Source organism: Curvibacter sp. GW821-FHT09D12 (assembly GCF_059416245.1).
In genome coordinates this window covers 117328-142730 of sequence record NZ_JBWKOU010000002.1, presented here as the reverse complement: position 1 = coordinate 142730, position 25403 = coordinate 117328, and the positions used below count along the sequence as shown (strand labels likewise).

Below are 25403 nucleotides of genomic sequence, written 5' to 3'. Positions count from 1 at the left end.
GGAGGAGAAGCGTTCCAGGATTTCGACCGGCCTATACAGCGCCGGAAGGCTTCGCAACAACAAAAGCAACTTTGAACCAGAAGTTCTCAGTGCCCGATAGAGTGGGGACTTCCCAGAAAAGTTCCAGGGCTGAAAACGTAAATTCCCGTAAAGACAAGACATGTTTTCCTCCGGGTCTCAGTGCGCCTGCAACTCGTGCTGCAAGGCCTTGATCAAAGCCTTGTCATCGGGGCCGCTCATGCTGGAGTAGCTGGCCACCACGCGGCCATCGCGCCCCAGCAGGTATTTGTAGAAGTTCCAGCGTGGCTTCTGGCCTGACAACTCGGCCAGTTGCTTGAAGAAGGGCGATGCGTCGGCCCCGGTCACGCTGCTTTTGGCAAACATGGGGAATTTCACCCCGAAGGTGTTTTCGCAGAAGTCGGCGATCTGCTTGTTGTCGCCGGTTTCCTGGGCAAAGTCATTCGACGGAAAGCCCAGCACCACCAGCCCCTGGTCCTTGTAACGTGCGTACAGCGCCTCCAGGCCCTTGTACTGCCCGGTGAAGCTGCAGTAACTGGCGGTGTTCACCACCAGCACCACCTTGCCGGCGTACTGGCACAGCGACTGGGGCTTTTCGTCTTGCAGGCGGGCAAAGGTGTGTTGCAAGGTGGCCGGGCAACTGGACGCGGCACCGGGGTTCGGGGCGGCTGGTGCCGCCGTCGCCGCCCGGGCTGCCGGCATCGCGAGCACCGAGATCAGGCCCAGGGCCAGCCCTGGCAGCAGCTTGGAAAACAGTTTTTTCATGGGGCCTCCTGGGCCGGAATCGGTGGCGATCAGGACACAATCGTCTGTGACCGATTCCGAAGGGTTTTGAATTTGTACTGAAGTGTATTTGACCGATACTAAACAGTATTCTTGACACCATTTTGCCAGTCGGGTTTTTCCCGGATCCGTGCTGTCCCCTGTTTTTGTTCCAGATGACCATGACCCATGACCGCTCCGGCCCCGCCTGGACCCACCCGCGACGGGTGGTCTGGGTGTTGGGCGATCAGCTCTGGTTCGGCCACCCGGCCCTGCGTGATTTCGACCCTGCCTGCGACCATGTTCTGATGGTCGAGGCGCCGGGGGAGGCCTCGGTGGTCTGGAGCCACAAGGCACGCATTGCGCTGTTCCTGTCGGCCATGCGTCACTTCTGCAACGAGGTGCATCGCCGCGGTTGGGCCTACACCTATGTGCGCCTGGACGAGCAGCCCGAAACGCCTGACCTCGACGGTCGCGCCCTGCGGGTTTTGCAGGCCCTGCGGCCCGAGACACTGCGCCTGTGCGAGCCCGGAGAATGGCGCACCCTGGAAGACGTGCGCAGGGTGGCCCATGCCGCCCAGCTGGCGCTCGAGGTGCTGCCTGACCCTCATTTCATGTGCTCGCGCGCCGAGTTCGCCCGCTGGGCGCTGGGCAAGAAAGAGCTGCGCCAGGAGCTCTTCTACCGCGACATGCGCCGGCGTCACCGGGTGCTCATGAACGGGCGCGACCCGGTGGGCGGGCAATGGAACTTCGATGTCGAGAACCGCCGTGGCTACCCGGCCAGCGGCCCGGGCGCCATTCCCGAGCCCGAGTTTTTTGAGCCCGATCGCATCACCGTGCAGGTGATCGCGCTGGTCGAAAAGCACTTTCCCGATCACCCCGGCTCGCTGGCCCACTTTGGCTGGCCGGTCACGCGCGAACAGGCGCTGGAGGCGCTGGAGCGTTTTGTCTCGGTGCGGCTGGCTCATTTCGGGCCTCATCAGGACGCCTTGTGGACCGCCACGCCGTGGGGCTGGCACTCGCTGCTGTCGGTGGCTTTGAATCTGCACCTGCTGGACCCGCGCGAGGTGCTGGCGGCGGCCGAGGCCGCCTGGCGGGAGCATCACCTGCCCTTGGCCAGTGTCGAAGGCTTTGTGCGTCAGGTGCTGGGCTGGCGCGAGTTCATCCGCGGGGTTTACTGGCTCGACATGCCGCAACTCGCCCAGTCCAACCACTGGGGCCACCAGCGTGGCCTGCCGGCCTGGTACTGGAGCGGTGACACCCGCATGGCCTGCATGCGCGAGGTGGTGCAGCAGACCTTGGCCCACGGTTATGCGCACCACATCCAGCGCCTGATGGTCACCGGCCAGTTCGCGCTGCTGGCCGAGATCGAGCCGCGCCAGGTCGGCGACTGGTACCTGGCCATGTACGTCGATGCGGTCGAGTGGGTGGAACTGCCCAACACCTTGGGCATGGCGCTGAACGCCTGCGGCGGGCGCTTCACCAGCAAACCCTACATCGCCAGCGGGCAATACATCCAGCGCATGAGCAACTACTGTGGCAACTGCCCGTATGACCCGGCACTGCGCACGGGCGATACCGCCTGTCCGGTCACCGTGCTCTATTGGCGGTTTTTGCTGCGCCATGAAGCGGATTTCAAGGCCCATCCCCGCATGGCGCTGATGGCGCGCAGCCTGGCCCGGCTACCGCCTGCCGAGCGCATTGCCATAACTGAAAAGGCCAATCATGTCCTTGATCACCTCGATGATTTGTGAAGGTTTTTGAGGCCCCTCCCTTAAAATCCGAGCGATTCACGAAAGACAGCATGCTTTACCCCGAACTTTTCAAACAACTCGAATCCGTCCGCTGGGACATGGACAAGGACATCCCCTGGGACCAATTCGACGCTTCGCAGCTGTCGGATGAGCAGGCCCAGACCATCAAGATGAACGCCATCACCGAGTGGGCTGCGCTGCCGGCCACCGAGATGTTCCTGCGCGACAACCGGGGTGACAGCGACTTTTCGGCCTTCATGTCGATCTGGTTCTTTGAAGAGCAAAAGCACTCGCTGGTCCTGATGGAATACCTGCGTCGCTTCCGGCCCGACCTGGTGCCCACCGAGCAAGAGCTGCACGAGATCCGCTTCGAGTTCGATCCGGCCCCCGCCCTGGAAACCCTGATGCTGCACTTCTGCGGCGAGATCCGCCTCAACCACTGGTACCGCCGCGCGGCCGAATGGCACACCGAGCCGGTGATCAAGCAGATCTACACCACCCTCAGCCAGGACGAAGCCCGCCACGGTGGCGCTTACCTGCGCTACATGAAGCGCGCCATCAACAACTTCGGCAACGAAGCCAAGGCCGCCTTCGCCAAGGTGGGGGTGCTGATGGCCAGCGCCCGCCGCACCGCCCAGGCGCTGCACCCCACCAACCTGCACGTCAACAAGCAGCTGTTCCCACGTGACACCATCCAGAGCCGCCTGCCCAACCCCGAGTGGCTGGAAACCTGGCTCGACAGTCAGATCAACTTCGATGCCGTGTGGGAAACCAAGGTGGTCGATCGCATCCTGCACAACATGAGCCTGCTGCTGGACCGCAGCTTCAAGACCGTGCAGGAACTCAACCGCTACCGCAAGGAGGTCTCGGCCACCCTGGTCAGCCCCGCGGCTGGCGCCCAGCCGGCCTGAGCCCTGTCCCCTGCGAAAAACGGCCCCTCGGGGCCGTTTTGTTTTTCAGCTTTCAGACCAGGGTCAGCAGGCGTTCCAGCGGCAGCTTGACCTTCACCTCGCGCGCGGGCAGCCCGGCCGTGATCTTGAAGTCGGGCCGGGCCGTGTCACGCGGTGGGGGTTCGGCCATCGCCATGCCCTGCCGACTGATCACCACGCTGACCCGCGGTGTGCTGGGCGTGGCACCGCGCCGTGTCACCACGGCCACTTCACCCGAGGCCAGCTTCACGTACGAGCCCGGGGCATACATGCCCACCGCCTTGACCAGCGCGGCACCGGCCTCGTCCACTTTCTTGTCTTCGTCGAAATAGCTGCCCTGCATGGCAGCCGTGCTGGGCAGCGGAAAGCGGGTGGCGCGCGGGGCCATGCGGGCGCCGAAGATGTCGGCCCGCTGGATCAGCCGCGCCATCTGCTGGGCGGGTGGGCGGCCCGTCAGGGGGCCGGGGCTGCGATCGTGGTGGTGCCGCACCGCCTCCAGCCAGTCCGGGTCTTGAATGCCCAGCTTCATGAGCATGTCCACCGACTTTTGCGAATGGCCGTCGATGGCCTCGACCTGGGCTGAACTCAAAGGCAGGCTTTGCTGGGCCAATTGGTCCTGCAGTTCGGTCATGCTGATGTTCATGGTCAGCGCGGACAGGCCCAGGCTGTTCACCCGATCCTCGGACCACTGCAAGACCGTGCGGGCGGCCAGCATGCACACCACCGACACCAGCATGGCGTGGGTGGCACTGTAGAGCCGGGTTTCCCCGGCCGACAGGTGCATCAGCGCAAACAAGGTGGCATCGGTCTGGCGCTGGGTCAACAGGGTCAGGTCGGCGTGCAGCTGGAACAGCCGCGTCATGAAGCTGGTGCTCTCGGGCTGACGCAGCACATTGCTGGCCCGGGTCTGGATGTCGTGCCAGTTCGGGCGCGCCGTCGGGTCCGTGATGGTCGGGGCGGTGGTGTCCGGCCCCTTGCCGTCGGTCACGAACTGGGTCGATGCGATGGTGCCCAGGGTCTTGCCCTCTCGCACCATCGAGTGCAGCTTGCCCACGTAGGCCCGGTGGCTCTCGCCCGACTCGTCGGTGTCCACGCACAGGCTCATGCCGCGCAAGGCCATCTGCTGCAATTCATCCTTGGACTGCACCACATAGCCCTTCTGGGCGAGCAGAACGCCGGTGGCACTGCGCAGGATGAAAGGCAGTGGATGACCCAGCGGAATGGTTTCGAGGTCGAGCTTGACGAGCTTCATAGGCGTCATCAATTATGTATGTATTCGTAACAAATGAGCGGCCTCGTGACCGGGTGTTTACGCTTCTTTTTGATTGATCGCGGGGTTGGGGGGCTGCAATCGGCGTCGCCAGGGGCGCCCCTGTGCCAGGTCATCCAGGGCGGTGAAGACCGCCGGAATCACCAACAGGCTCAGCAGGGTGGAGGTGATCAAGCCGCCGATCACGGCCACCGCCATGGGCGAGCGGAACGAGGCATCGGCCGCGCCCATGCCCAGGGCGATCGGCAGCATGCCCGCGCCCATGGCCAGGGTGGTCATGATGATGGGCCGGGCCCGTTTGTGGCAGGCGTCCAGCAAGGCCTCGCGGCGGCTCATGCCGTGTTCGCGGCGCGCCAGGATGGCGTATTCGACCAGCAGGATCGAGTTTTTGGTGGCAATGCCCATCAGCATGATCAGACCGATCAGCGAAGGCATCGAAAAGCTCTTTTGAGCCATCAGCAGCCCGACAAAAGCGCCGCCCAGCGACAGCGGCAGGGCCGCCAGGATCGTCACCGGGTGCAGCAGGTGCTTGAACAGCAGCACCAGCACGATGTAGATGCACAACACCCCGGTCAGCATGGCCAGGCCGAAACTGGCAAACAACTCGCCCATCACCTCGGCGTCGCCGACCTCCACCACGTGCACCCCGGGCGGCAGTTGGCGCATGGCGGGCAGGGCCTGCACGGCTTTGGCCACGTCGCCCAGGGGCAGGCCAGAGAGTTCGATCTCGAAGTTCACATTGCGCGAGCGGTCGTAGCGGTCGATCACCGCGGGCCCGCCCGAGGCGCTCAGCGTGGCCACCTGGTCCAGCAGCACCGGGCCCCGGGTGCCGGGCACGCTCAGCCGTCCCAGCAGCGCCAGGTCCTGGCGGGCGGCGGGCTCCAGTTGCACCACGATCGGCACCTGGCGCTGGGCCAGGTTGAGTTTGGCCAGGCCCAACTCGTAGTCGCCCACGGTGGCGATGCGCAGGGTGTCGGCGATGGCCGTGCTGGTCACGCCCAGGTCGGCGGCGCGGGCAAAGTCGGGCCGCACCGCGATCTCGGGCCGCACCAGGCTGGCACTGGAGGCCACGCTGCCCAGGCCGGGAATGGTGCGCAGGTCTTTCTCCACCGCCAGGGCGGCTTGCTGCAGGGCGGCCGGGTCATCGCCCGTCAGCACCAGGATGTACTTCTCGCCCGAACCGCCCAGGCCCACCTTGCTGCGCACGCCGGCCAGCGGCTCCAGCGCGGCGCGCAAGCGGTTTTCCAGCACCGGCTTGGGCGGGCGCTGACCCCGTTCGGCCAGTTGCAGGGTCAGGGTGGCGCGGCGCACCTCCGAGGCGCCCTGGGGCGCAAAGGGGTCGCCACCGGCGCTGCCACCGCCGATCGTGGTGTAGATGCTTTTCACCTCGGAGACGGCGCTCACCCGCTGGCGGGCCTCTTCGGCCGCGGCCCGGGTCTGGGCCAGCGTGCTGCCCGGGGGCAGCTCCAGGTACACCTGGGTCTGCGAGTTGTCGTCGGGCGGGATGAAGCCGGTGGGCAGCAGCGGGATCAGCGCCAGCGAACCCACAAAAAAGGCCAGCGTGAAACCCAGCGTGGCCCAGCGGTGGCGCAGGCACCAGGCGGCCCAGCGCAGGTACAGGCGCATCCAGCGCGGGTCGGGCTCGGCCTCGGGCTGGGGCCGCAGCAGGTAGGCTGCCATCATGGGCGTGAGCACCCGTGCCACCAGCAGCGAGGCCAGCACCGCCAGCGCGGCGGTCCAGCCGAACTGCTTGAAGAAGCGCCCGGCGATGCCGCTCATGAACGCCGTGGGCAGGAACACCGCCACCAGGGTGAAGGTGGTGGCCACCACGGCCAGGCCGATCTCGTCGGCCGCCTCCATGGCCGCCTGGTAGGGGCTCTTGCCCATGCGCAGGTGGCGCACGATGTTCTCCACCTCGACGATGGCGTCGTCCACCAGGATGCCCACCACCAGCGACAGCGCCAGCAGGGTGATCACGTTGATCGAAAAGCCCAGCCAGGCCATGCCGATGAAGGCCGGAATCACCGACAGCGGCAGTGCCACCGCCGACACCAGGGTGGCGCGGGCATCGCGCAGGAACAGCCACACCACCACCACCGCCAGCAGGGCGCCCTCGTACAGCAGGTGCATCGAGCCGTCGTACTCGTCCTGCACCGGCGCCACAAAGTCGAAGGCCTCGGTGATCTCGACATCGGGCCGCTCGGCGCGCAGCGCGGCCAGGGCCTGGCGCACCGCGGCCCCCACCTCGACCTCGCTGGCCCCGCGGCTGCGTGCCACCTCGAAGCCCACCACCGGCTGGCCATTCAGCAGGGCCGCGGCCCGGGGCTCGGCCACGGTGTCGCTGACCCGGGCCAACTGGCTCAGGCGCAGCGGGCGGCCGTCGCCCAGCGGCAGGGCCAGCGCGGCCACCCCGGCGGCATCCTGCACGGTGGCCAGGGTGCGCACGGGCTGCTCGCCGCCGCCCAGGTCGGTGCGCCCACCGGCGCTCTCCACCTGCACCTGGCGCAGCTGACGCGACACCTCGGCCGCCGTCACCCCCAGGGCCTGCAGCTTCAGGGGGTCCAACGTCACCTGGATCTGCCGCTCGGCCCCCCCGACCCGGTTCACCGCGCCCACACCGCGCACCGTCAGCAGGCGCCGCGCCACGGTGTTGTCCACGAACCAGGACAGGGCCTCGTCGTCCAGCGCCGCGCTGCGCACGCTGTAGGCCAGGATGGGCTGGGCCGCCAGGTCCATCTTGGTGACGATGGGGTCGCGCACATCGGCGGGCAGGTCGGCCCGCACGCGCGAGACGGCCGAGCGCACATCGTCCACCGCCTCCTGCACTGGCTTTTCCAGGCGGAATTCGGCCGTCAGGGTGACCCCGCCGTCCTGCACCTTGGTGTAGAGGTGCTTGAGCCCCTGCAGCGTGGCCAAGCTGTTTTCGATCTTGCGCGCTACGTCGTTTTCCAGTTGGGCGGGCGCGGCCCCAGGCAGCGACACCGACACCGACACCGTGGGCAGGTCGATGTCGGGAAAGTTCTGCACCTTCATGCTTTGGAACGCCACCAGCCCACCGAAGGTGAGCAGCACGAACAGCATCAGGGCCGGGATCGGGTTACGGATGGACCAGGCGGAGACATTCATACCGGCTTCCTCAGCGCTGAGGGGCGGTGGTGCCGGGGGCCGGCGGGTTGCTCACCCGCACCCGGTCACCCTGGTTCAGAAAGCCGGCGCCCTGCAGCACCACCGTGGCCCCGGGGGCCAGGCCACGCAGCAGCTCCACCTGTTCACCCTGGCGCCGCCCGGTCTCGACCTTGCGCTGCTGCACGGTCTGCTGGGCATCCAGCTCGAACACATAGCTGAAGCCGTCGCGCACCACCAGCGCCTGCTGCGGCAGAGTCAGGGCCGGGCTCTGGCCCAGCTCGAACTCACCGCGGGCAAACAGCCCCGGACGCAGTTCGGGGTGGGGCTTCAGGTCCACATAGACCAGGGCGTTGCGCGTCTGCGGGTCGATGGTGGGGGCCAATTGGCGCAGCTCGCCCAGCACCTGGGCCCCGCTGGGCAGGCCCAAGCGCACTCGGGTGCCACGGCGCAGGCGTGGCAGCTCGGCGGCGGTCACCTCGGCGCGCCACTCCAGCCGGTTCTGCCGGATCAGGCGGAACAGCTCGGTGCCGCTGGCGGGCACCGCCCCCACAGTGGCACTGCGGGCCGAGATCACGCCGCTGTCAGGGGCCAGCACCTGGGTCTGGCGCAGCCGCAGTTCCTGGGCCTGCACGCTGGCCCGGGCGGCCAGCACGCGGGCCTGGGCGGCCCGCTCGGTGCTCAGGGCCTGGCTGATCTGCTGTTCACTCAGGGCCCCGCCGGGCTGCACCTGTCGTGTGCGGTTGGCATTGGCCACGGCTTCGTCGGCGTTGGCTTCGGCCTCCAGCAGTGCGGCGCGGGCCTGGGCCAGATCGGCCTGCACCGTCTCGTCGGCCAGCCGCGCCAGCACCTGGCCGGCGCGTACCGTATCGCCCACATTGACCAGCACCTGGGTCAGGCGCAGCCCCTGTGTCTCCAGGCTGACGAGGGCTTCCTGCCAGGCGGCCACGTTGCCGTTGGCTTGCAACTGCAGCGGCAGGGTCACCTGGCTGGGGCGGGTGGTGCTCACGGTCAAGGCGGGGCGGGCCGTGGCGGGCTCGGCGCCCTGGGCTCCAGGGGCGATCAGCCCCAGCAGGCAGGGCAGGCAGGCCAGCGCGTGGGCGGCGAGTCGTTGGCGGTTCATGTCGGGTCTCACAGGGCGGGGCCGGGGCGGGCCGGGCCCGCGGGGGCGGCGGCTTCTTCGGTGATGTCGGGTGGGGTGTCGGGTGAGGGGGCGGGCAGGCTTGTGTTGCCGTCCCAGCCGCCGCCGGCGGCACGGTACAGGTTGATCCAGGCCAGCTGTCGTTCCAAGGCCAGGGTGCTCAGGCTGGTCTGGGCGGCCAGGGCGCTGCGCCGGGCTTCTTCCACTTCGGCCAGGCTGGCCAGGCCGGCGCGCTGGCGCGTCTGGGTGTGTTGCAACACGCTGTCGTAGCCTTGGCTGGCCAGTTGTGCGTCGTGTCGACGCTGCTGGGCCGAGGCCAGGTTCAGCAGGGCTTCCTCCACCTCGCGCACGGCCTGGCGCACCCGGGCCTGGTACAGGGCCACGGCTTCGGTGTAGCGGGCCTGGGCGGCTTGCCGCTCGGCCTTCAGGCGCCCGCCGTCGGTGATCGGAAAGCTCAGGCTCAGCGGCCCCAGCGACCAGGTCGACAGGTGCTGGGTGCTGCCCCGGGCGTCCAGGCGCAGCGCGCTCACCGATCCTTGCAGGCTCAGCTGCGGGTAGCCCGCGGCATCGGCCTGTTGCACCTCGGCCCAGTTGGCGGCCAACTGGCGGGTGGCCTGGACCACGTCGGGGCGTTGCTCCAGTACGCGGGCCGGCAGGCTGCCCAGGCTGAACAGCGTGTCGGGCGGGGCGGGGGGCTCGCTGTCTTGCAGGGTGTCGAAAAAGCCGGGCGTCTGGCCGGTCAGCGCCACCAGGGCGCGCACCTGCACCTCGCACAGGGTCTGCTGCTGGCGCCAGCGTTGCCGGCCTTCGGCGGCGCTGGCCTCGGCCAGGGCCAGGGCCGCGGGCGCCTGCAGGCCTGCCCGTTGGGCCTGTTCCATCCATCGGGCACTCGCCTCGCGTGAGCGGGCATCGGCGGCAGCCAGCCGGGCCTGGGCCCCGCATTGGCGCCATTGGGCGTACTGGCTGGCCACCTCGGCTGCCACGCTCACGCGCGCCTCGTGCCATTGGGCCCGGGCGCCTTGCAGCCGGGCCTCGCTGGCGGCCAGGGCCGCCCGGTTCATGCCGAACAGATCGGCCTCCCAGCTCAGTTGCGGGCCGGCGGAGGCGATGGTGGCCACGCTGCCCAGCGCGGTGGCGTAGCCGCGGCTCACGCTGGCATTGCCGCTGAGCAGCGGTTGCAGCTTGGCAGCCGCCTCGACGCGCTGAGTGCGCGCCTCGACCAGCCGTGCCTGGGCGCTGGCCAGGCCCGGGCTCAGGGCCTGGGCCTGTTCGATCAGGCCTGGCAGCACGGGGTCGTTCCATTGCCGCCACCAGTCGGCCACCGCCTGGGGCTGGCCGCCGTGTGGCAAGGGGGCGGTCCAACGCTCGGGGGCGCTGGTCGGTAGCGGGGGCATGGCCAGGGGCGCGGCACAGGCCGCCAGGGCCAGGGGCAACACGACCAGCAGGGCGCGCCCGATCAGAACGAAAGCGGGTGTCATGGCGGCGGATTTGAGCACAGTGCGCGCGCTCTGGCGGGTGGGCCGTTGCGACCCGGCTGTGGATTCAGTCCGAGACCCAGGCCAGACGGCCCTGGCCCAGCTCGTTGAGGCGCGCCACCAGGGCGGCACTGGCCGTCTCGGGCAGGCTGAAATGCAGGGTCACCACGCTGCCGTGCTGCACCTCGCCCAGTGTGGCGCCCGCCTGCTCCAGCTCACGCCGCACCGTGCCTTCGAGCGCATAGGGCACGCTGCAGGCCAGTGCCCGCATCTTCTGCAGCGTCACTTTCGGCGCCTGCAGCAGGGCCTGGGCTACCGCATCCGTGTAGGCGCGCACCAGGCCACCAGCCCCGAGCTTGACGCCGCCGTAGTAACGCACCACGGTGGCCAGCACGCCCTCCAGGTCCTGGTGGCGCAGCACGTCCAGCATCGGTCGGCCCGCGGTGCCGCCGGGCTCGCCATCGTCCACCGCCGCCGACTGGCCGCCCGCCAGCAAGGCCCAGCACACATGGGCTGCGCCTGGGTGTTGCTGGCGCAATTGCTGCACCACGGCCTGGGCGGCGGCCCGGTCGCTCATCGGCTGGACGCAGCCGATGAAGCGGCTTTTCTTGATCAGCAGTTCGCTGTGGGCGGGGGCACTGAGGGTCTGAGGCATGGGGGCAAAAGCTTAACCCAGGCAAAGGCCGGGCGAATCCCCTACGATGCGCCCATCATCCTGAACCCGAGCTGCGCCATGAACACCACCGCCCCTGCCACCTTGAAGATCGATTTCGTCTCCGACGTGTCCTGCCCCTGGTGCGCCATTGGCCTCAACGGTCTGCAGCAGGCCCTGGACGAACTGCAGGGCAGCGTGCAAGCCGAACTGCATTTCCAGCCTTTCGAGCTCAACCCCCAGATGGGGCCTGATGGGCAGGACATCACCGAGCACCTGGCCCAGAAGTACGGCGCCACCGCCGAGCAGAGCGCCGCCAACCGCGAAGCGATCCGGCAGCGCGGCGAATCGGTGGGCTTTCGTTTTGACATGGCCGCACGGGCCCGCATCTACAACACCTTCGATGCGCACCGCCTGCTGCACTGGGCTGAGGGCGAGGGCCCGGGGCGTCAGCTGGCGCTCAAGAAAGCCTTGTTCGAAGCCTATTTCAGTCACGGGCAGAACCCGTCCGATGCCGAACTGCTGATCCAGCTGGCCGCCGGCGTGGGCCTGGACGCGGCCCGGGCCCGGGCCATTCTGGACAGCGATGAGTTTGCCGCCGAGGTGCGGGCGCAGGAGCAGCTTTACCAAGGTGCTGGCATCCATTCGGTGCCGGCGGTGATCGTGAACGACCGCCACCTGATTCAAGGCGGCCAGCCGCCGGCGGTGTTTGTGCAGGCGCTGCGCCAGATCGCTGCCGAGGCCTGAGCCCGCGCCAGCGCCCACATGGGCGCCCGGGCGGCTTCAGCCGCCCAGCACCGCCGCACTCAGCGCCATGATGGCGTCGCGCTCGGCCGCCACCTGCTCCGGTTCGACCTGGGTGGGTTCTTCGTTGAGCCGGGCCTTGTGCTGGATGCGGCGCAGTTCGCGGTAGGCCGCAGCCGCCCGCTCGCCCACCCCGGCGGGCAGCAGGCCGCAGGCCTCGGCACGCTGCAGCAGGGCGATGTTGCCCACGTTGTCGCGCAGCCCGGGGTGGCTGGCCGATTGGGCCAGCACCAGGTACTGCACCGCGAACTCGGCATCGACCATGCCGCCCTGGCTGTATTTGACGTCAAAGCGGCCGCTGCGCACCTTGTGGGCGCCGCGCACGCGGTCGCGCATGCTCACGATCTCGTCGCGCAGGGCGGCCGCATCGCGTGGCGCGGTGATCACGGCCTCGCGCACCGCGTCGAAGCGGGCCTGCAGGCCCGGGCTGCCCAGCACGAAGCGGGCCCGCGTCATGGCCTGGTGTTCCCAGGTCCAGGCGGTGTTGCTGCCGCGCTGCTGCTGGTAGTTGGCGTAGGCCTGGAAGCTGGTCACCAGCAGGCCCGAGTTGCCGTTGGGGCGCAAGGCGGTGTCGATCTCGAACAGATCGCCTTCGGCGGTCTTGACGGTCAGCCAGTTGATCAGCTTGCGCACAAAGGCCGAGTACACCTCGGAGGCGCGCTCGTCCTCGTCTTCGTAGACGAACACGATGTCCAGGTCGCTGCCATAGCCCAGCTCTTTGCCGCCCAGCTTGCCGTAGCCAATGATGGCGAACTGCGGCAGGTCGGCGTCGGTGCGGTGGCGGTTTTTCAGCCGCTCCCAGCACCAGCGCACGGTGATCTGCAGCAAGGTGTCGGCCAGCGAGCTCAGGTCGTCGGCCACCTGTTCGACGCTGAGCCGGCCCTCCACATCGCGCGCCAGGGTGCGGAACACCTCGGCGTGGTGGGCGCGGCGCAGCAGGTTGAGCAGGGTTTCGTCGTCGTCTTCGCCGGTCGAACGCAGCGAGCCCACGCGGCGCGCCAGTTCGTCCTTGAGGTCGGCCGCCGAGAAGCGTTCGGACAGCATCGCGTCGCTGGCCAGTTCGTCGATCACGCCAGGGTGTTGCAGCAGGTAGCGCGCCGGCCAGCGGGCCGCCCCCAGCAGGTGCATCAGGCGTTCGTGCACGGCCGGGCGCTCCAGCAGCATGGCCAGGTAGCTTTCGCGCCGCAGCAGGGGCTCCAGCCAGTTGATCAGCTGAACCGCTGCGGCTTCGGTCACGCGGTCTTCGCGCACCCACACCGCGCTGCGCTGGACCAGGCGGATCAGGCGCGCCCGGGCGTCCTCGCGCAATGCCTGCACGCGCGGGTGGTTTTGCCACTCCTGCACCCGTTCGCGCAGGGCGGGTGGCAGTTTGTCGAGCAGGCCTTCAATGTCGGCCGGCACGGCGCCGGTCTTGGCGCCGCAACTGCCGCCGCGGCAGCTCTTGCGTTCTTCGCTCTGGCCCAGCAGGGTGTCGAACTCTTGCGCCACCAGCTCGCGGTGGGCGTCCAGTTCGTGCAGGAAGGGGCAGCAGTCGGCAAAGCCCAGGCTGTGCGCGATCCAGTTCAGGTCTTCGTCCTGGGTGGGCAGCAGGTGGGTCTGCTGGTCGTCGAGGAACTGGATGCGGTGCTCGACCCGGCGCAGGAAGGTATAGGCGCGGGCCAGGGCGTTGGCGGTTTCGGCGGGCATCAGGCCCGCATGGGCCAGGCGCTGCAAGGCTTCCAGGGTGGGGCGGCAGCGCAGCTCGGGGTACTGGCCGCCGCGCACCACCTGCAGCAATTGCACGGTGAACTCGATCTCGCGGATGCCACCGCGCGACAGCTTGACGTCGTTGGCGCGCGCCGGGTGGCCGGCGCTGCGCCGCGCTGCATGCTCGCGGATCTGGCGGTGCAGGGTGCGCAGCGCCTCGAACACGCTGTAGTCCAGGTAACGCCGGAACACAAAGGGCAGCACCACGCCGCGCAGGGCTTGCACGCCGCTGCCGCTCAGGGCGCTGCGCGGGGCGATGACCCGGCTCTTGAGCCAGGCAAAGCGCTCCCACTCGCGGCCCTGCACCTGAAAGTATTCCTCAAGCGCCGACAGCGACACCGCCGCCGGGCCTGAGTTGCCGTTGGGGCGCAGCGCCAGGTCGACGCGGAACACGAAACCGTGCTCGGTGGTGTCGCCGACCAGGGCGAAGATCATCTTCACCGCCCGGCCGAAATACTCGTGGTTGGACAGTCGGCCGCGCCCATCGGGCAGGCCTGCGGTCTCACCGTCGTGGTCGTAGATATAGATCAGGTCGATGTCGCTGGACACATTGAGCTCACGCGCACCCAGCTTGCCCATGCCGATCACCCACAGTTCGGCGCGTTGGCCGTCCGGGCCCAGGGGGGCGCCGTGCCGGCTGTCAAGTTCGGCCTGCACCTCGGTGCAGGCCACATCCAGGGCCAGTTCGGCCAGCTCGGTGATGCCACGGGTGATGGTGGCCAGATTGGCCTGCCGGTCGCAATCGAGCACCACCAGGCGTTCCATCACCAGCTGGCGCAACACCCGCAAGGCGGCGCCGGTGTCCAGCGAGCGCTGGCGCAGAGCCTGCAGCGCTTCGCGCAGGGTGGCATGGGTGGGGGGCCCCGGGGGCAGCAGGGGCAGCAGATCGGCGTAGCGCCGGTGCAGGCGCTGCACCAGGCGGGACTGGGTGGAGAGTGGCTGTGTGCTCATGGGCCCTCGGATCAGACGGGGGAATGCCCGACGGGCATCCCATTCATTAACAAAACTTCACGGGGTACGCAAAAAACCGTGTTTCCGCTGCGGGTCATAATTCCTGCCACATTCAACAAGCGCCATGAACGACCCGATCCCCATTCCTTCGCGAGGGCTGAAGCTGTTTTCAGCCTTGACGCGCTGGGCCCTGTGGGCGTTGCTGGCCTTCTGGCTCATCCTGGCAGCGTCCTGGGGGGCGCTGCACGGCTGGATTGTGCCCCGAATCGCAGAGTTCCGCCCCGCACTGGAGCGGCAGGCCAGCCGGGCCATGGGGCTTCCCGTGCGCATCGGTCACATCAGCGCCCGCAGTGAAGGCCTGATCCCCACCTTCGAGCTGGAGGACGTGGTGCTGTCCGACCGCGAAGGGCGCGAGGCGCTGATCCTGCCGCGGGTGGTGGCGGCACTCTCGCCGCGCTCGCTGTGGAACCTGGGTTTTCAGCAGCTCTACATCGAACGCCCCGAACTGGAAATCCGCCGCACCCGTGAGGGTCGGCTGCGCGTCGCCGGCCTGGAGATCGACCCGGCCAGCCCGGGCGATGACCGCATCAGCGACTGGGTCTTTTCCCAGGCCGAGCTGGTGGTGGCCTCGGGCATCGTGCACTGGAGCGACGAGCTGCGCGGAGCCGAAACCTTGAGCCTGTCCGACGTCAACGTGGTGCTGCGCAACAGCCCGCGCCGCCACCTGATGCGGCTGGACGGCACGCCCCCGCCCGATTGGGGCGGGCGTTTCACCCTGATGGGGCAGTTTCGCCAGCCCTTGTTGAGCGTGCATCGCGGGCACTGGCGCGACTGGAACGGCCAGTTGTACGGCAGCTTCGATCGGGTCGATGTCGCCCGCTTGCGCCGCCAGATCGACCTGGGTTTTGAAGTGGCCAGCGGTCAGGGCGCCCTGCGTCTGTGGGCGGATGTGGCCAAGGGGCAGTTCACCGGCGCGGTGGCCGATGTGGCCTTGTCTGATGTGAACGTGCAGTTTGCCCCCGACCTGGAGCCCCTGGCCCTCAAGTCGGTGCAAGGGCGGCTGGGGGGGCACCGACTGGCGGGCGGTTTTGATGCCTCGACGACTGGGCTGCAGTTTCTGACCGCCGACGGTTTGCGCTGGCCGGGCGGCAATGCGTTTGTCAGCTACACCCAGCCCGATCCGCGCCACGGCGCCAAGGGCGAACTTCGGGCCGACCGGCTGGACCTGGCCGCCCTGAGCCAGATCGCCAACCGCCTGCCCCTGGGGGAGGCCGCGCACCGCCTGCTCAAGGGTCAGGCGCCGCGGGGGCTGGTCGAGTCGGTGCAGGCCCAATGGCAGGGGCCGGTCGATGCCCCCGAGCGCTACAGCCTGAAGGGTCGGGCCAGCAGCCTGGCGCTGGCCGCGCACGATTCGCTGCCTGGGGTGTCCGGCCTGGACCTGGACTTCGACCTCAACCAGGGCGGCGGCAAGGCCTCGGTCAGGATGGCCAATGGCCAGGTCGAGCTGCCCACGGTGTTTGACGAGCCCCTGCTGTCGGTGGACCAGTTGCAGGCCCAGTTGCAGTGGCAGCAGCAGGGTGAGCAACTGGCGCTCCAGGTGGCCGATCTGCGCTTTGCCAATGCCGATCTGCGGGGTGAAGGGCGGTTTCAGTGGCGCAGCGCCGAGCCGGGCAAGGTGCCGGGTCGAGGCCGCTCCCCGGGCGTGCTGGACCTCACGGCCAGCCTCAGCGAGGCTGATGCCACACGGGTTTACCGCTACCTGCCGCGCGCCCTGCCCAAGGATGTGCGCGACTACGTGCGCGAGGCCGTGACGGCCGGCCGCATCGGACGGGCGCAGTTCCGCGTCAAGGGCGATCTGCGCGATCTGCCCTTTGCCAACCCGCGCCTGGGCGAGTTTCGCATCAGCGCCCAGGTGCGCGAGGCCGGCCTGGCCTATGTGCCCAAAAGCCTGATGCCGGCGGGCGCCGCGCCCTGGCCGGCCCTGGCCCACCTCAATGGCGAGCTGATCTTCGATCGCCAGAGCATGCACGTGAAGGGCGCCACCGCCCAGTTCGCCGGCCTGCCCGATCTGCAGGTGGTGCGTGTGGAGGCCGACATCCCCGACCTGATGCACACCGTGGTCGGTGTGGACGCCACCGTGCGCGGGCCGTTGGCCGATGCCCTGGGCATCGTCAACAGCTCGCCGCTGAGCCGCATCACCAACCAGGCCCTGGCCCAGGCCGTGGCCACCGGGCCAGCCGAGGTCAAACTCAAGCTCGCGCTGCCAATTGCCCAGATCGAGCGCAGCAAGGTGCAGGGCAGCGTCACGTTCACGGGCGGCAACGATTTGCGGGTGGTGCCGCAGGCCCCCCAGTTGTCGCGGGTGCGGGGCAGCGTGGCGTTCTCCGACACCGGCTTCCAGCTCAATGGGGTGCAGGCCCGGGCCTTGGGCGGCGATGTGCGGCTGGAGGGCGGTATGCGCCCGCCGCCGGTCGGCACCCAGCCGCCCGACCCCGTGCTGCAGTTGCGGGCCAACGGCACGTTCAGCGCCGAAGGCCTGCGCCAGGCCGGTGAGCTGGGCTTTGTGGCCGGACTGGCAGCCCAGGCCACGGGCAGTGCCCCGTATTCCCTGGTGCTGGGCATGCGCCGTGGCCAGCCCGAGATCCAGGTGCAAAGCAGCCTGCAGGGCCTGACCTTGAACCTGCCTGCGCCCCTGGGCAAGGCGGCCGATGCCGTGATGCCGCTGCGCTTCGACAACAGCCTGCTGCGCGAGGCACAACTCCAGGGCCCGCTGCGCGACCAGTTGATGGTTGAACTGGGGCGCCAGGTGCAGATCCATTACGTGCGCGACATCGCCGGCCCCCAGGCCCGTGTGCTGCAGGGTAGCATCGCGGTCGGGCTGGGGCCGGGCGAATCGGCCCCCCTGCCCGACAGCGGCGTGATGGCCAGCGTGCACCTGCCCCTGGTGGATCTGGATGCCTGGGAGCATGCGCTCACCCGCGCCGGTGGCCCGGCCCGGTCCACCGGGGTGGCGTCTTCGGGCAGCGAGGCCAGCGCCCAAAGTTACCTGCCGAATGCGCTGGCCGTGCGCGCCGACACCCTGGTGTTTGACGGCCGCAACCTGCACCAGGTGGTGGTCGGGGGCTCGCGCGAGGGCTCGGTGTGGCGTGCCAACCTCGACGCCACCGAGCTCAATGGCTATCTGGAGTACCGGCCACCGGGCAGCGCCGGTGCGGGGCGGCTGTTCGCTCGCCTGTCGCGACTCAAGCTGGCGCAAAGCAATCAGAGCGAGGTCGAGGCCCTGCTGGACGAGCAACCCACCAGCATCCCGGCCCTTGACATCGTGGTGGACGACTTCGAATTGCGCGGCAAGCGCCTGGGCCGCGTCGAGATCGAAGCCGTGAACCGAGGCGGTGAGGGCGCCCAGCGCGAGTGGCGCCTGAACAAGTTCAACATCCTCACCCCTGAGGCCACGCTCACGGCCACCGGCAACTGGGCCAGCCTGCCCCTGCCCACCGTCGGGCCGCGCCTGCTGTCCGAGCGCCGCCGCACGGTGATGAACTTCCGTTTTGACATTCGCGATGCCGGTCAGTTGCTCACCCGCCTGGGCATGCCCGGTGTGGTGCGCCAGGGTCATGGCCCGCTGGAGGGGCAGGTGGCCTGGATGGGCTCACCCCTCACGCTCGACTACCCCAGCATGGCGGGGCAACTCAGCATCCAGGTTGAAGGTGGCCAGTTTCTGAAGGCCGACCCGGGCCTGGCCAAGCTGCTGGGCGTGCTCAGCCTGCAGGCCCTGCCGAGGCGTCTGACGCTGGATTTCCGGGATGTGTTCAGCCAGGGCTTTGCCTTTGACCTGGTGCGCGGCGACGCCCACATCGAGCAAGGCATTGCCAGTACCAACAACCTGCAGATGAAGGGCGTGAATGCCGCGGTGCTGATGGAGGGCAAGGCCGACCTGGCCCGCGAGACGCAAGACCTCAAGGTGGTGGTGGTGCCCGAGGTGAATGCCGGCACGGCCTCGCTGGTGGCCACCGCCATCAACCCGGCGATTGGCCTGGGCACGTTTCTGGCCCAGTTGTTCCTGCGCAAGCCCTTGATGGAAGCGGCCACCCAAGAGTTCCACATCGATGGCACCTGGACCGACCCGCGCATCGTGCGCCAGAGCCGCGGCCCGCGCGACAATCTCCCCGTCAATGTTCCGGCACCCGCAGGAGTCAAACCATGAAAGTCGCCGCCCTTCAGATGGTGTCCGCCACCACGGTCCAGGCCAATCTGGAGCGGGCCGGCCTGTTGCTGGCCCAGGCCGCCGAGGCCGGGGCCGAGTTGGCCGTGTTGCCCGAGTATTTTTGCCTGCTCGGCCGGCGCGACACCGACAAGCTGGCCGTGCAGGAGGCCCCCGGCCATGGCCCGATCCAGGACTTTCTGGCCCGGCAGGCACGCACCCTGGGCCTGTGGATCGTGGGTGGCACCCTGCCGCTGTCCACCGGCCAGCCCGAGCGCGTGCGCAACAGCAGCCTGGTCTGGTCGCCCGCGGGCGAGCCCGTGGCCCGCTACGACAAGATCCACCTGTTCTGCTTCGACAACGGGCGTGAACGCTACGACGAATCGCGCGTACTCGAGGCCGGCACCGAGCCCGTGTGCTTCGACCTGCCCTCGCGCGATGGCCAGCGCTGGCGCATCGGCCTGTCGGTCTGCTATGACCTGCGCTTTCCCGAGCTGTACCGCACTTACGCGGCGCAGGGCGCCGATCTGCTGCTGGTGCCCAGTGCGTTCACCGCGACCACCGGCGAGGCGCACTGGGAGCTGCTGCTGCGCGCCCGGGCCGTCGAGAACCTGGCCTATGTGCTGGCGCCGGCCCAGGGGGGCGAACACGAAAACGGTCGCTGCACCTGGGGTCATTCGATGCTGGTCAACCCCTGGGGCCAGGTGATGGCCTGTCAGGCCCAGGGCGAGGGCGTGGTGTTGGGCGAGCTGGATCGCGAGCAACTGACCACCTGGCGACAGCAATTGCCCGCGCTGGGCCACCGCGTGCTGTGAGCGCGGACGAATTCGCTCCGCCCCCCGGGCCCTTGCGGTCCCGCGGTTGGCAGGCGCGCCTGCTGCCCCTGGGCTGGCGACGCTGGACGTTGTGGCTGTTGCTGGCTGCCCTGGTGCTGGTGATGCTGGGCATCATGGTGTACCTGGCCGGGCGCTATGAGGCCAGCCAGGTGCAAAGCCGCCTGGAGCGCGACACCTCGGACGCCTTGAGCGACATCCGCGGGGGGCTGACGCGCAATGTGCAAAGCCTGCAGGCGCTGCAGTCCAGCAACCCCACCCCCAACTCCTGGGCCATCGATGCCGCCGAGATGCTGCGCCAGCACCGCGAAGTCATGCGCATCGAGTGGCGCGACGCGGGTCTGCGCCCCTTGGCCCACGTGGACACGCCCTACCGCGGCAACTTGTTCGGCCGCGGTGCCGTGGACGGCCAGGGTGGACGCGAGCGGGCGCAGACCGACGTGTCGCTGGCCTGTGCCAATGCGCGGCGCTTCAATGGGCCGGCCTATTCCAGCTCGTATTTCGTGCCCAGCAACGACGGTCTGGGCCTGGAAGTGATCGAGATGTGCCTGCCCCTGATCACCTCGGGGCGGGTCGCGGGCTACGCGGTGACCACCTACGCCCTGCAGGAAGTGCTGGCCAACCTGGTGGGGCGCCAACTGGCGCGCAGCCAGGAGATCTCCTTCACCGAGGCCGACGGCACGCGCCTGGCCCTGCACGGGTCGGCACGGCGCGGGGTGCGCATGTTCACCGCCCAGCAACTGCTGGACCTGCCGGGCAACACCCTGGTGCTGCGCCTGGACAGCTGGCACAGCGCGCCCAGCCTGTTTCCCAACGTGATGACGGCCCTGGTCACGGCCATGGCGATTGCCCTGGTGTCGGTGCTGGTGCTGCTGGCCAAGGACACGCGCCGGCGCCTGGCCGCCGAGCGCGACCTGGCCGATGCCCTGGCCTTCCGCAAGGCCATGGAAGACTCCCTGGTCACGGGCTTGCGTGCGCGTGATCTGCAAGGCCACATCACCTATGTGAATCCGGCCTTCTGCCAGATGGTCGGTTTCAGCGCTGAGGAACTGTTGGGCCACGGTGTGCCGGCACCTTATTGGCCCCCCGACCGGGTCACCGAGTACGAACAGCGTCAGGCCATCCGGCTGGCCGGCAATGTGCCGCCGCGCGAGGGCTTCGAGTCGGTCTTCATGCGCAAGGACGGCACGCGCTTTCCGGTGCTGGTGATCGAGGCGCCCCTGATCAACGCCCAGGGCTTGCAGACCGGCTGGATGAGTGCCTTTCTCGACATCAGCGAACAGCGCCGCATCGAAGAGCTGTCGCGTGCCTCGCAAGAACGCCTGCAGGCCACCGCCCGCCTGGCCACGGTGGGCGAGATGGCCTCGCTGCTCAGCCACGAGCTCAACCAGCCCCTGGCCGCCATCTCCAGTTATGCCACCGGCTCGATGAACCTGCTGCGCCACCAGGGGGCCAGTGCCCCGCCTGACCTGGACATGGCCCTGCGCCGCATTGCCGAGCAGGCCGAACGTGCCGGCCGGGTGATCAAGAGCGTGCACGATTTTGTGCGCCGCCGTGACCAGGCCCGCGAGCCGGTGGCCGCCCGGGCCCTGCTCGAAGCCATCATGCCCCTGGTCACGCTGCAGGCGCGCAAACTCGGGGTGCGCGTGATCACCGACATTGAGCCGGGCCTGCCCGACGTGCTGTGCGACCGCACCATGGTCGAGCAGGTGCTGCTGAACCTGGCGCGCAACGGCATGCAGGCCATGGAGCCTTGCGAGCTGGCCCAGCGGGTGCTGCGCATCGAGGCCCGCAAGGCCGCCTCCAACGAATCCAGCGGCTGGCTGGAGTGGCGTGTCATCGACCATGGGCCGGGCATCCCGAAAGAGGTGGGCGAGCAACTCTTCACCCCTTTCTTCACCACCAAGGCCGAGGGCATGGGCCTGGGCCTGAGCCTGTGCCGCACTGTGGTCGAGCAGCATGGGGGTTACCTGGGCTTCGACGCCCAGGCGCCAAGGGGTACCATCTTCAGCTTCACCCTGCCGGTGAAAAAAGGCCCCACGGCCGCGGCTTTGAATGCGACCGTGAGCACGGCCTGAGCGCCGGCCGGCCACCCTGTTTTCTTTTTCTGATCCGACGGAACCGATCCTCATGGAACCCTCGCCCGACGCCACCGTTTTCATTGTGGATGACGACGCCGGAGTGCGCGACGCGCTGGCCTGGCTGCTGCGCTCGCGCCATCTGCTCAGCGAGGTGTTCGAAAGCGCCGAGCAGTTTGACGCCGCCCTGCGCTCGCGCCCGGCCCCCAGCCACCCTTGCTGTCTGCTGCTCGATGTGCGCATGCCCGGCATGAGCGGGCTGGCGCTGTTCGACCAACTGATCGAGCGCGGCCTGCAGGCGGCCATGCCGGTGATCTTCCTGACCGGCCATGCTGATGTGCCGACAGCGGTCGATGCGGTCAAGCGCGGGGCTTTCGACTTCTGCGAAAAGCCGTTTTCTGACAATGCCCTGGTCGACCGCATCGAGCAGGCCCTGCAGCGCTCGGCCGAGGTGCTGGCGCAACACCGGCAGCACCGGGGCTTGCAGGTGCGGCTGACGGAGCTGACCGAGCGGGAGCGCGATGTGATGCGGCTGGTGGTGGAGGGCTTGCCTAACAAGTTGATTGCGGATCAGCTCGACATCAGTGTGCGGACGGTGGAGGTGCACCGGTCGCGGGTGTTTGACAAGATGAATGTCAAGTCGGCTGTTGAGTTGGCTAATTTGTTGAGGAGTTTGGGGTGATGTGGCTTCGCCACTGAGCTTGTCTGCCTTGGGTGGCAATGGATGGTTTGCCTTGTTCATTGATTGAAGGCTTTGTCTTGCCGCTGCGCTCTGTGGCTTCTGCTCTTTGTTTGAGGGCGGAGGCCGGGGTTTCGTCCCGGCGGCCGAGGCACTTTTCTTTGCTTCGCCAAAGCAAAGTACCCAAAAGAAAGGCGACCCGAAGTCAGGGCCACTTCGTGGTTCCCTGCGCTGCTCGCGCCAGGGGGGTCCCCGCTAAACTCGCTGCGCTCAAACAGACGCGGGGCCTGATCCCCCTGGCACTGCGCTGCTCGGCCCTGCCCCACGGGGCAAGCGGGGGCGGGTACGGGCGGGCTTGCGAACGTCACGCCGAACTCATTGGTTTCTGTGCATCCAGCGGCGCTGGTGTTTATCTGTTTGATCTGTTGGGCAGAGCTCTGACGCCTCACCGCGCTGCGAAGCAGCCGCGCCCTCCGAGTGAAACAACATGGCGCCGCTGCGCAGCAGCAGCCGTTGGTTCCCGACCCCCACCTCCCGTCGGGCACGGCGAGCAGCGCAGACTTGGGCGGAAAAAGGGCTCGCGTCTGTTTGAGCGCAGCGAGTTTAGCGAGACCCCGCCCAAGTTGAGCAGCGCAGCGGACCCTGCGCAGCAGGGCGTGCACGTCGGGTCGCCTTTCTTTGCTTACTTTCTTTGGCGAGACAAAGAAAGTGAGGCGCCCGCCGGGGCGCAATCCCGGCCTCCGCCCTGAAACAAGCAGCAGATGGAACAGAGCGCAGCGGCGCAACAAGACCACAACCCAGTGGACAAGGCACATCATCCAGATGCAGCCCGCCTCAATCCGAAGGATGAAAATTTACCCCTTCTCACCCACAAAAATCTCCACCCTCCGATTCCGCGCCCGCCCATCCGCGGTGTCATTGCTGGCCACCGGCTGGTGCGAACCCCGGCCCTCGACCATGAAGCGGTCGAAAGGCACGCCGCGGGCCACCAGGTAGTCGCGCGTGCTGGCGGCACGGTCCTGCGACAAGGGGTTGTTGACGGCATCGCTGCCGGTGCTGTCGGTGTGGCCCACGATGCGCACTTCGGCGCGCGGGTTGTTGCGCAGGCCTTCAGCAAAGCGGTCGAGGATGGGGCGCAGGTTGGGCTTGACCACCGCGCTGCCGGTGTCGAACGAGATGTCGCTCGGGATGTCGAGCTTGAGCTGGTTGTCGGCGGTCTGCACCACCGTCACGCCCGTGCCTTGCGTGGCCTGCTCCATGGCGCGCTTTTGCTCGTCCATGTGGCGCGACCAGATGTAGGTGCCCAGGGCGCCGATGCCGGCGCCCACCACGGCCCCGGTGCCGGCGTTGCCCCCGGTGGCCGAGCTCAGGACCGCGCCGGCCAGGGCGCCGATGCCGGCGCCTGTGCCGGTGCGGCGCTGGTTTTCGCTCATGTCGGCGCAGCCGCTCAGCAGAGCAGCGGCCAGCACGGGGATCAGAATGAATGAGGATGGGGTGTGCTTGCGCATGATGGGTTCTCTCCTTGATCAACAGACCGTCATTGAACAGACGGTGAACCCGCGTTGTAAGCGCAATTGCCGCGTAGTGCCCGGCCCAAAGTGCTATTTTTTGTGTGGTTTTTCGGCTTCTGCGTCCTCGGTGCGCGACGGTTCACCTCCGCGGCGACCCGAAAACATGGTCCACCAGACAATCGCCACCAGCACCAGCAAGGCCAGCAGGGCTTCAAGCAAAATCAGACCCATGATGAAAAGACTCCTGTGGAAGGCGGTGACGGCCGTCATTGTAGGAATGCTGGCCTCGTGCGCGAGCCCGCCCCCCAGCAGCCCGACGGCCCCGGCCACCTCCCCGGCCCCGGCTGGTGAGCCCGCAGCGCCCCTGCCCGGCTGGACGCTGAGCGAGGACGAAAGCCGCCCCTTGCCCCCGCCGCGTGTGCAGGGCAACAGCCGCTGGGTGCCGGTGCGCTGGGCCGAGCTGCCCGGCCTGGGGCAAGACCCGTTGTTCGAGGCCTGGAACGCCTGGATCAAGAGCTGCGAGCGCCCCGGCCCCGTGTTTGCCCCGCTGTGCGGCGAAGTGCGCCAGCTCAGCATCGCGACGCCCGAGGAGCAACTGGGCTGGCTGGTGCGCCGCCTGCAACCCTACCGGGTGGAGAGCCTGGAGGGCCAGGCCGAGGGCCTGCTGACCAGCTATTACGAGCCTGTGATCCCGGCCAGTCGCCTGCCTGGCAATGGCTACAACGTGGCGCTGTACCGCGCCCCTGCCACCCTCAACCAGCGCCGCCCCTGGTACACCCGTCAGGAGATCGACACCTTGCCCGAGGCCCAGGCGGCCTTGCGCGGACGCGAGATTGCCTGGATCGCCGACCCGGTGGAGGCCCTGGTGCTGCACATCCAGGGCTCAGGCCGTTTGCGCATCACCGAGCCCGATGGCTCGCAGCGCCTGGTGCGCCTGGCCTTTGCCGGCACCAACGACCAGCCCTACAAGAGCGTGGGGCGCTGGCTGCTCGACCAGGGCCAGACCCGCGACGCCACCTGGCCCGGCATCCGCCAGTGGTTGGCGCAGAACCCGCAGCGCACCAACGAGCTGCTCTGGAGCAATCCGCGCTACGTGTTCTTCCGTGAGGAGGCCTTGTCGAGCAGCGACGCCAGCCAGGGCCCGCGCGGCGCCCAGGGCGTGGAGCTGACGCCGGGCCGCTCGATTGCGGTGGATCGGCAGAACATCCCCTACGGCACGCCACTGTGGCTGGCCTCCAGCGGGCCCACCGCCCAGCTGCAGCGCCTGGTGCTGGCGCAGGACACGGGCAGCGCCATCATCGGTGCGGTGCGGGCCGACTACTTTGCCGGTTGGGGGGCCGATGCCGGCGAACTGGCCGGCCGCCTCAAGCAGCCGCTGCGCCTGTGGGCGCTGTGGCCGCGCTGAGCGCCGGCCCGGTCTTTCCGGAGGGGTCATGAAGCTGTCATGACGGCGGCCTAGTCTGCCCGGCTTGGCCG

The 25403-nt window shown here is 68.4% G+C and carries 17 protein-coding genes; 8 read left to right on the top strand and 9 right to left on the bottom strand.

What is annotated here, in order from left to right:
- Window positions 1-177: 177 nt before the first annotated feature.
- Window positions 178-783: a glutathione peroxidase gene (locus tag AC07PT_RS03170; RefSeq protein ID WP_494655750.1), complete on the bottom strand. Its 606-nt coding sequence runs from the start codon at window positions 781-783 to the stop codon at window positions 178-180.
- A 179-nt stretch (window positions 784-962) separates the two neighbouring features.
- Between AC07PT_RS03170 and AC07PT_RS03165 the strand changes: the two genes are divergently transcribed.
- Entirely contained in the window at window positions 963-2534 is a 1572-nt protein-coding gene (locus tag AC07PT_RS03165; RefSeq protein ID WP_494655749.1) for a cryptochrome/photolyase family protein, read from the top strand.
- A 50-nt stretch (window positions 2535-2584) separates the two neighbouring features.
- Window positions 2585-3445 carry a ferritin family protein gene (locus AC07PT_RS03160; RefSeq protein WP_492348452.1) on the top strand — a complete coding sequence of 287 codons (861 nt, stop codon included), beginning with the start codon at window positions 2585-2587 and terminating at the stop codon, window positions 3443-3445.
- Between the two features lie 52 nt (window positions 3446-3497).
- On the opposite strand, the gene AC07PT_RS03155 is transcribed toward AC07PT_RS03160, so the two are convergent.
- From AC07PT_RS03155 to AC07PT_RS03135, 5 genes are all read right to left on the bottom strand, one after another.
- Window positions 3498-4715, bottom strand: a complete 1218-nt coding sequence (locus tag AC07PT_RS03155) for an HD-GYP domain-containing protein (protein ID WP_494655748.1) — start codon at window positions 4713-4715, stop codon at window positions 3498-3500.
- Between the two features lie 57 nt (window positions 4716-4772).
- Window positions 4773-7859, bottom strand: coding sequence for an efflux RND transporter permease subunit (locus tag AC07PT_RS03150; RefSeq protein ID WP_494655747.1), 3087 nt, complete (start codon window positions 7857-7859; stop codon window positions 4773-4775).
- A gap of 10 nt (window positions 7860-7869) precedes the next feature.
- On the bottom strand, window positions 7870-8979 hold the full coding sequence (locus AC07PT_RS03145) for an efflux RND transporter periplasmic adaptor subunit (protein ID WP_494655746.1): 1110 nt from the start codon (window positions 8977-8979) through the stop codon (window positions 7870-7872).
- Between the two features lie 8 nt (window positions 8980-8987).
- Window positions 8988-10475: an efflux transporter outer membrane subunit gene (locus tag AC07PT_RS03140; protein ID WP_494655745.1), complete on the bottom strand. Its 1488-nt coding sequence runs from the start codon at window positions 10473-10475 to the stop codon at window positions 8988-8990.
- Window positions 10476-10539: 64 nt separating this feature from the next.
- Complete coding sequence (locus AC07PT_RS03135) at window positions 10540-11127, bottom strand: IMPACT family protein (RefSeq protein ID WP_492348447.1); 588 nt, start codon at window positions 11125-11127, stop codon at window positions 10540-10542.
- Between the two features lie 78 nt (window positions 11128-11205).
- Here AC07PT_RS03135 and AC07PT_RS03130 point away from each other — a divergent pair, with 78 nt between their 5' ends.
- Window positions 11206-11871 carry a DsbA family oxidoreductase gene (locus AC07PT_RS03130; protein ID WP_494655744.1) on the top strand — a complete coding sequence of 222 codons (666 nt, stop codon included), beginning with the start codon at window positions 11206-11208 and terminating at the stop codon, window positions 11869-11871.
- Between the two features lie 36 nt (window positions 11872-11907).
- Here the strand turns inward: AC07PT_RS03130 and glnE are convergent, their stop codons facing one another.
- Entirely contained in the window at window positions 11908-14625 is a 2718-nt protein-coding gene (gene glnE / locus AC07PT_RS03125) for a bifunctional [glutamate--ammonia ligase]-adenylyl-L-tyrosine phosphorylase/[glutamate--ammonia-ligase] adenylyltransferase (RefSeq protein WP_494655743.1), read from the bottom strand.
- A gap of 124 nt (window positions 14626-14749) precedes the next feature.
- Here glnE and AC07PT_RS03120 point away from each other — a divergent pair, with 124 nt between their 5' ends.
- From AC07PT_RS03120 to AC07PT_RS03105, 4 genes are read left to right on the top strand one after another with little or no spacing between them, the layout of a single operon-like run.
- On the top strand, window positions 14750-18829 hold the full coding sequence (locus AC07PT_RS03120; protein ID WP_494655742.1) for a YhdP family protein: 4080 nt from the start codon (window positions 14750-14752) through the stop codon (window positions 18827-18829).
- Window positions 18826-19641, top strand: a complete 816-nt coding sequence (locus tag AC07PT_RS03115) for a carbon-nitrogen hydrolase family protein (RefSeq protein ID WP_494655741.1) — start codon at window positions 18826-18828, stop codon at window positions 19639-19641. Before AC07PT_RS03120 ends, AC07PT_RS03115 begins: the two co-directional genes overlap by 4 nt.
- 32 nt (window positions 19642-19673) lie before the next feature.
- Window positions 19674-21737 (top strand): two-component system sensor histidine kinase NtrB, encoded by a 2064-nt coding sequence (locus AC07PT_RS03110; RefSeq protein ID WP_494655740.1) that lies wholly within the window; start codon window positions 19674-19676, stop codon window positions 21735-21737.
- Between the two features lie 52 nt (window positions 21738-21789).
- Window positions 21790-22419 (top strand): response regulator transcription factor, encoded by a 630-nt coding sequence (locus tag AC07PT_RS03105; protein ID WP_027474691.1) that lies wholly within the window; start codon window positions 21790-21792, stop codon window positions 22417-22419.
- Between the two features lie 851 nt (window positions 22420-23270).
- On the opposite strand, the gene AC07PT_RS03100 is transcribed toward AC07PT_RS03105, so the two are convergent.
- Window positions 23271-23924 carry a YiaD family glycine zipper/OmpA-like lipoprotein gene (locus tag AC07PT_RS03100; protein ID WP_492349905.1) on the bottom strand — a complete coding sequence of 218 codons (654 nt, stop codon included), beginning with the start codon at window positions 23922-23924 and terminating at the stop codon, window positions 23271-23273.
- 93 nt (window positions 23925-24017) lie between these two features.
- Entirely contained in the window at window positions 24018-24158 is a 141-nt protein-coding gene (locus tag AC07PT_RS03095) for a hypothetical protein (protein WP_492349906.1), read from the bottom strand.
- Here AC07PT_RS03095 and mltA point away from each other — a divergent pair.
- Window positions 24091-25332 carry a murein transglycosylase A gene (gene mltA, locus AC07PT_RS03090; RefSeq protein ID WP_494655739.1) on the top strand — a complete coding sequence of 414 codons (1242 nt, stop codon included), beginning with the start codon at window positions 24091-24093 and terminating at the stop codon, window positions 25330-25332. The genes AC07PT_RS03095 and mltA overlap by 68 nt on opposite strands.
- The last annotated feature ends 71 nt before the right edge of the window (window positions 25333-25403 follow it).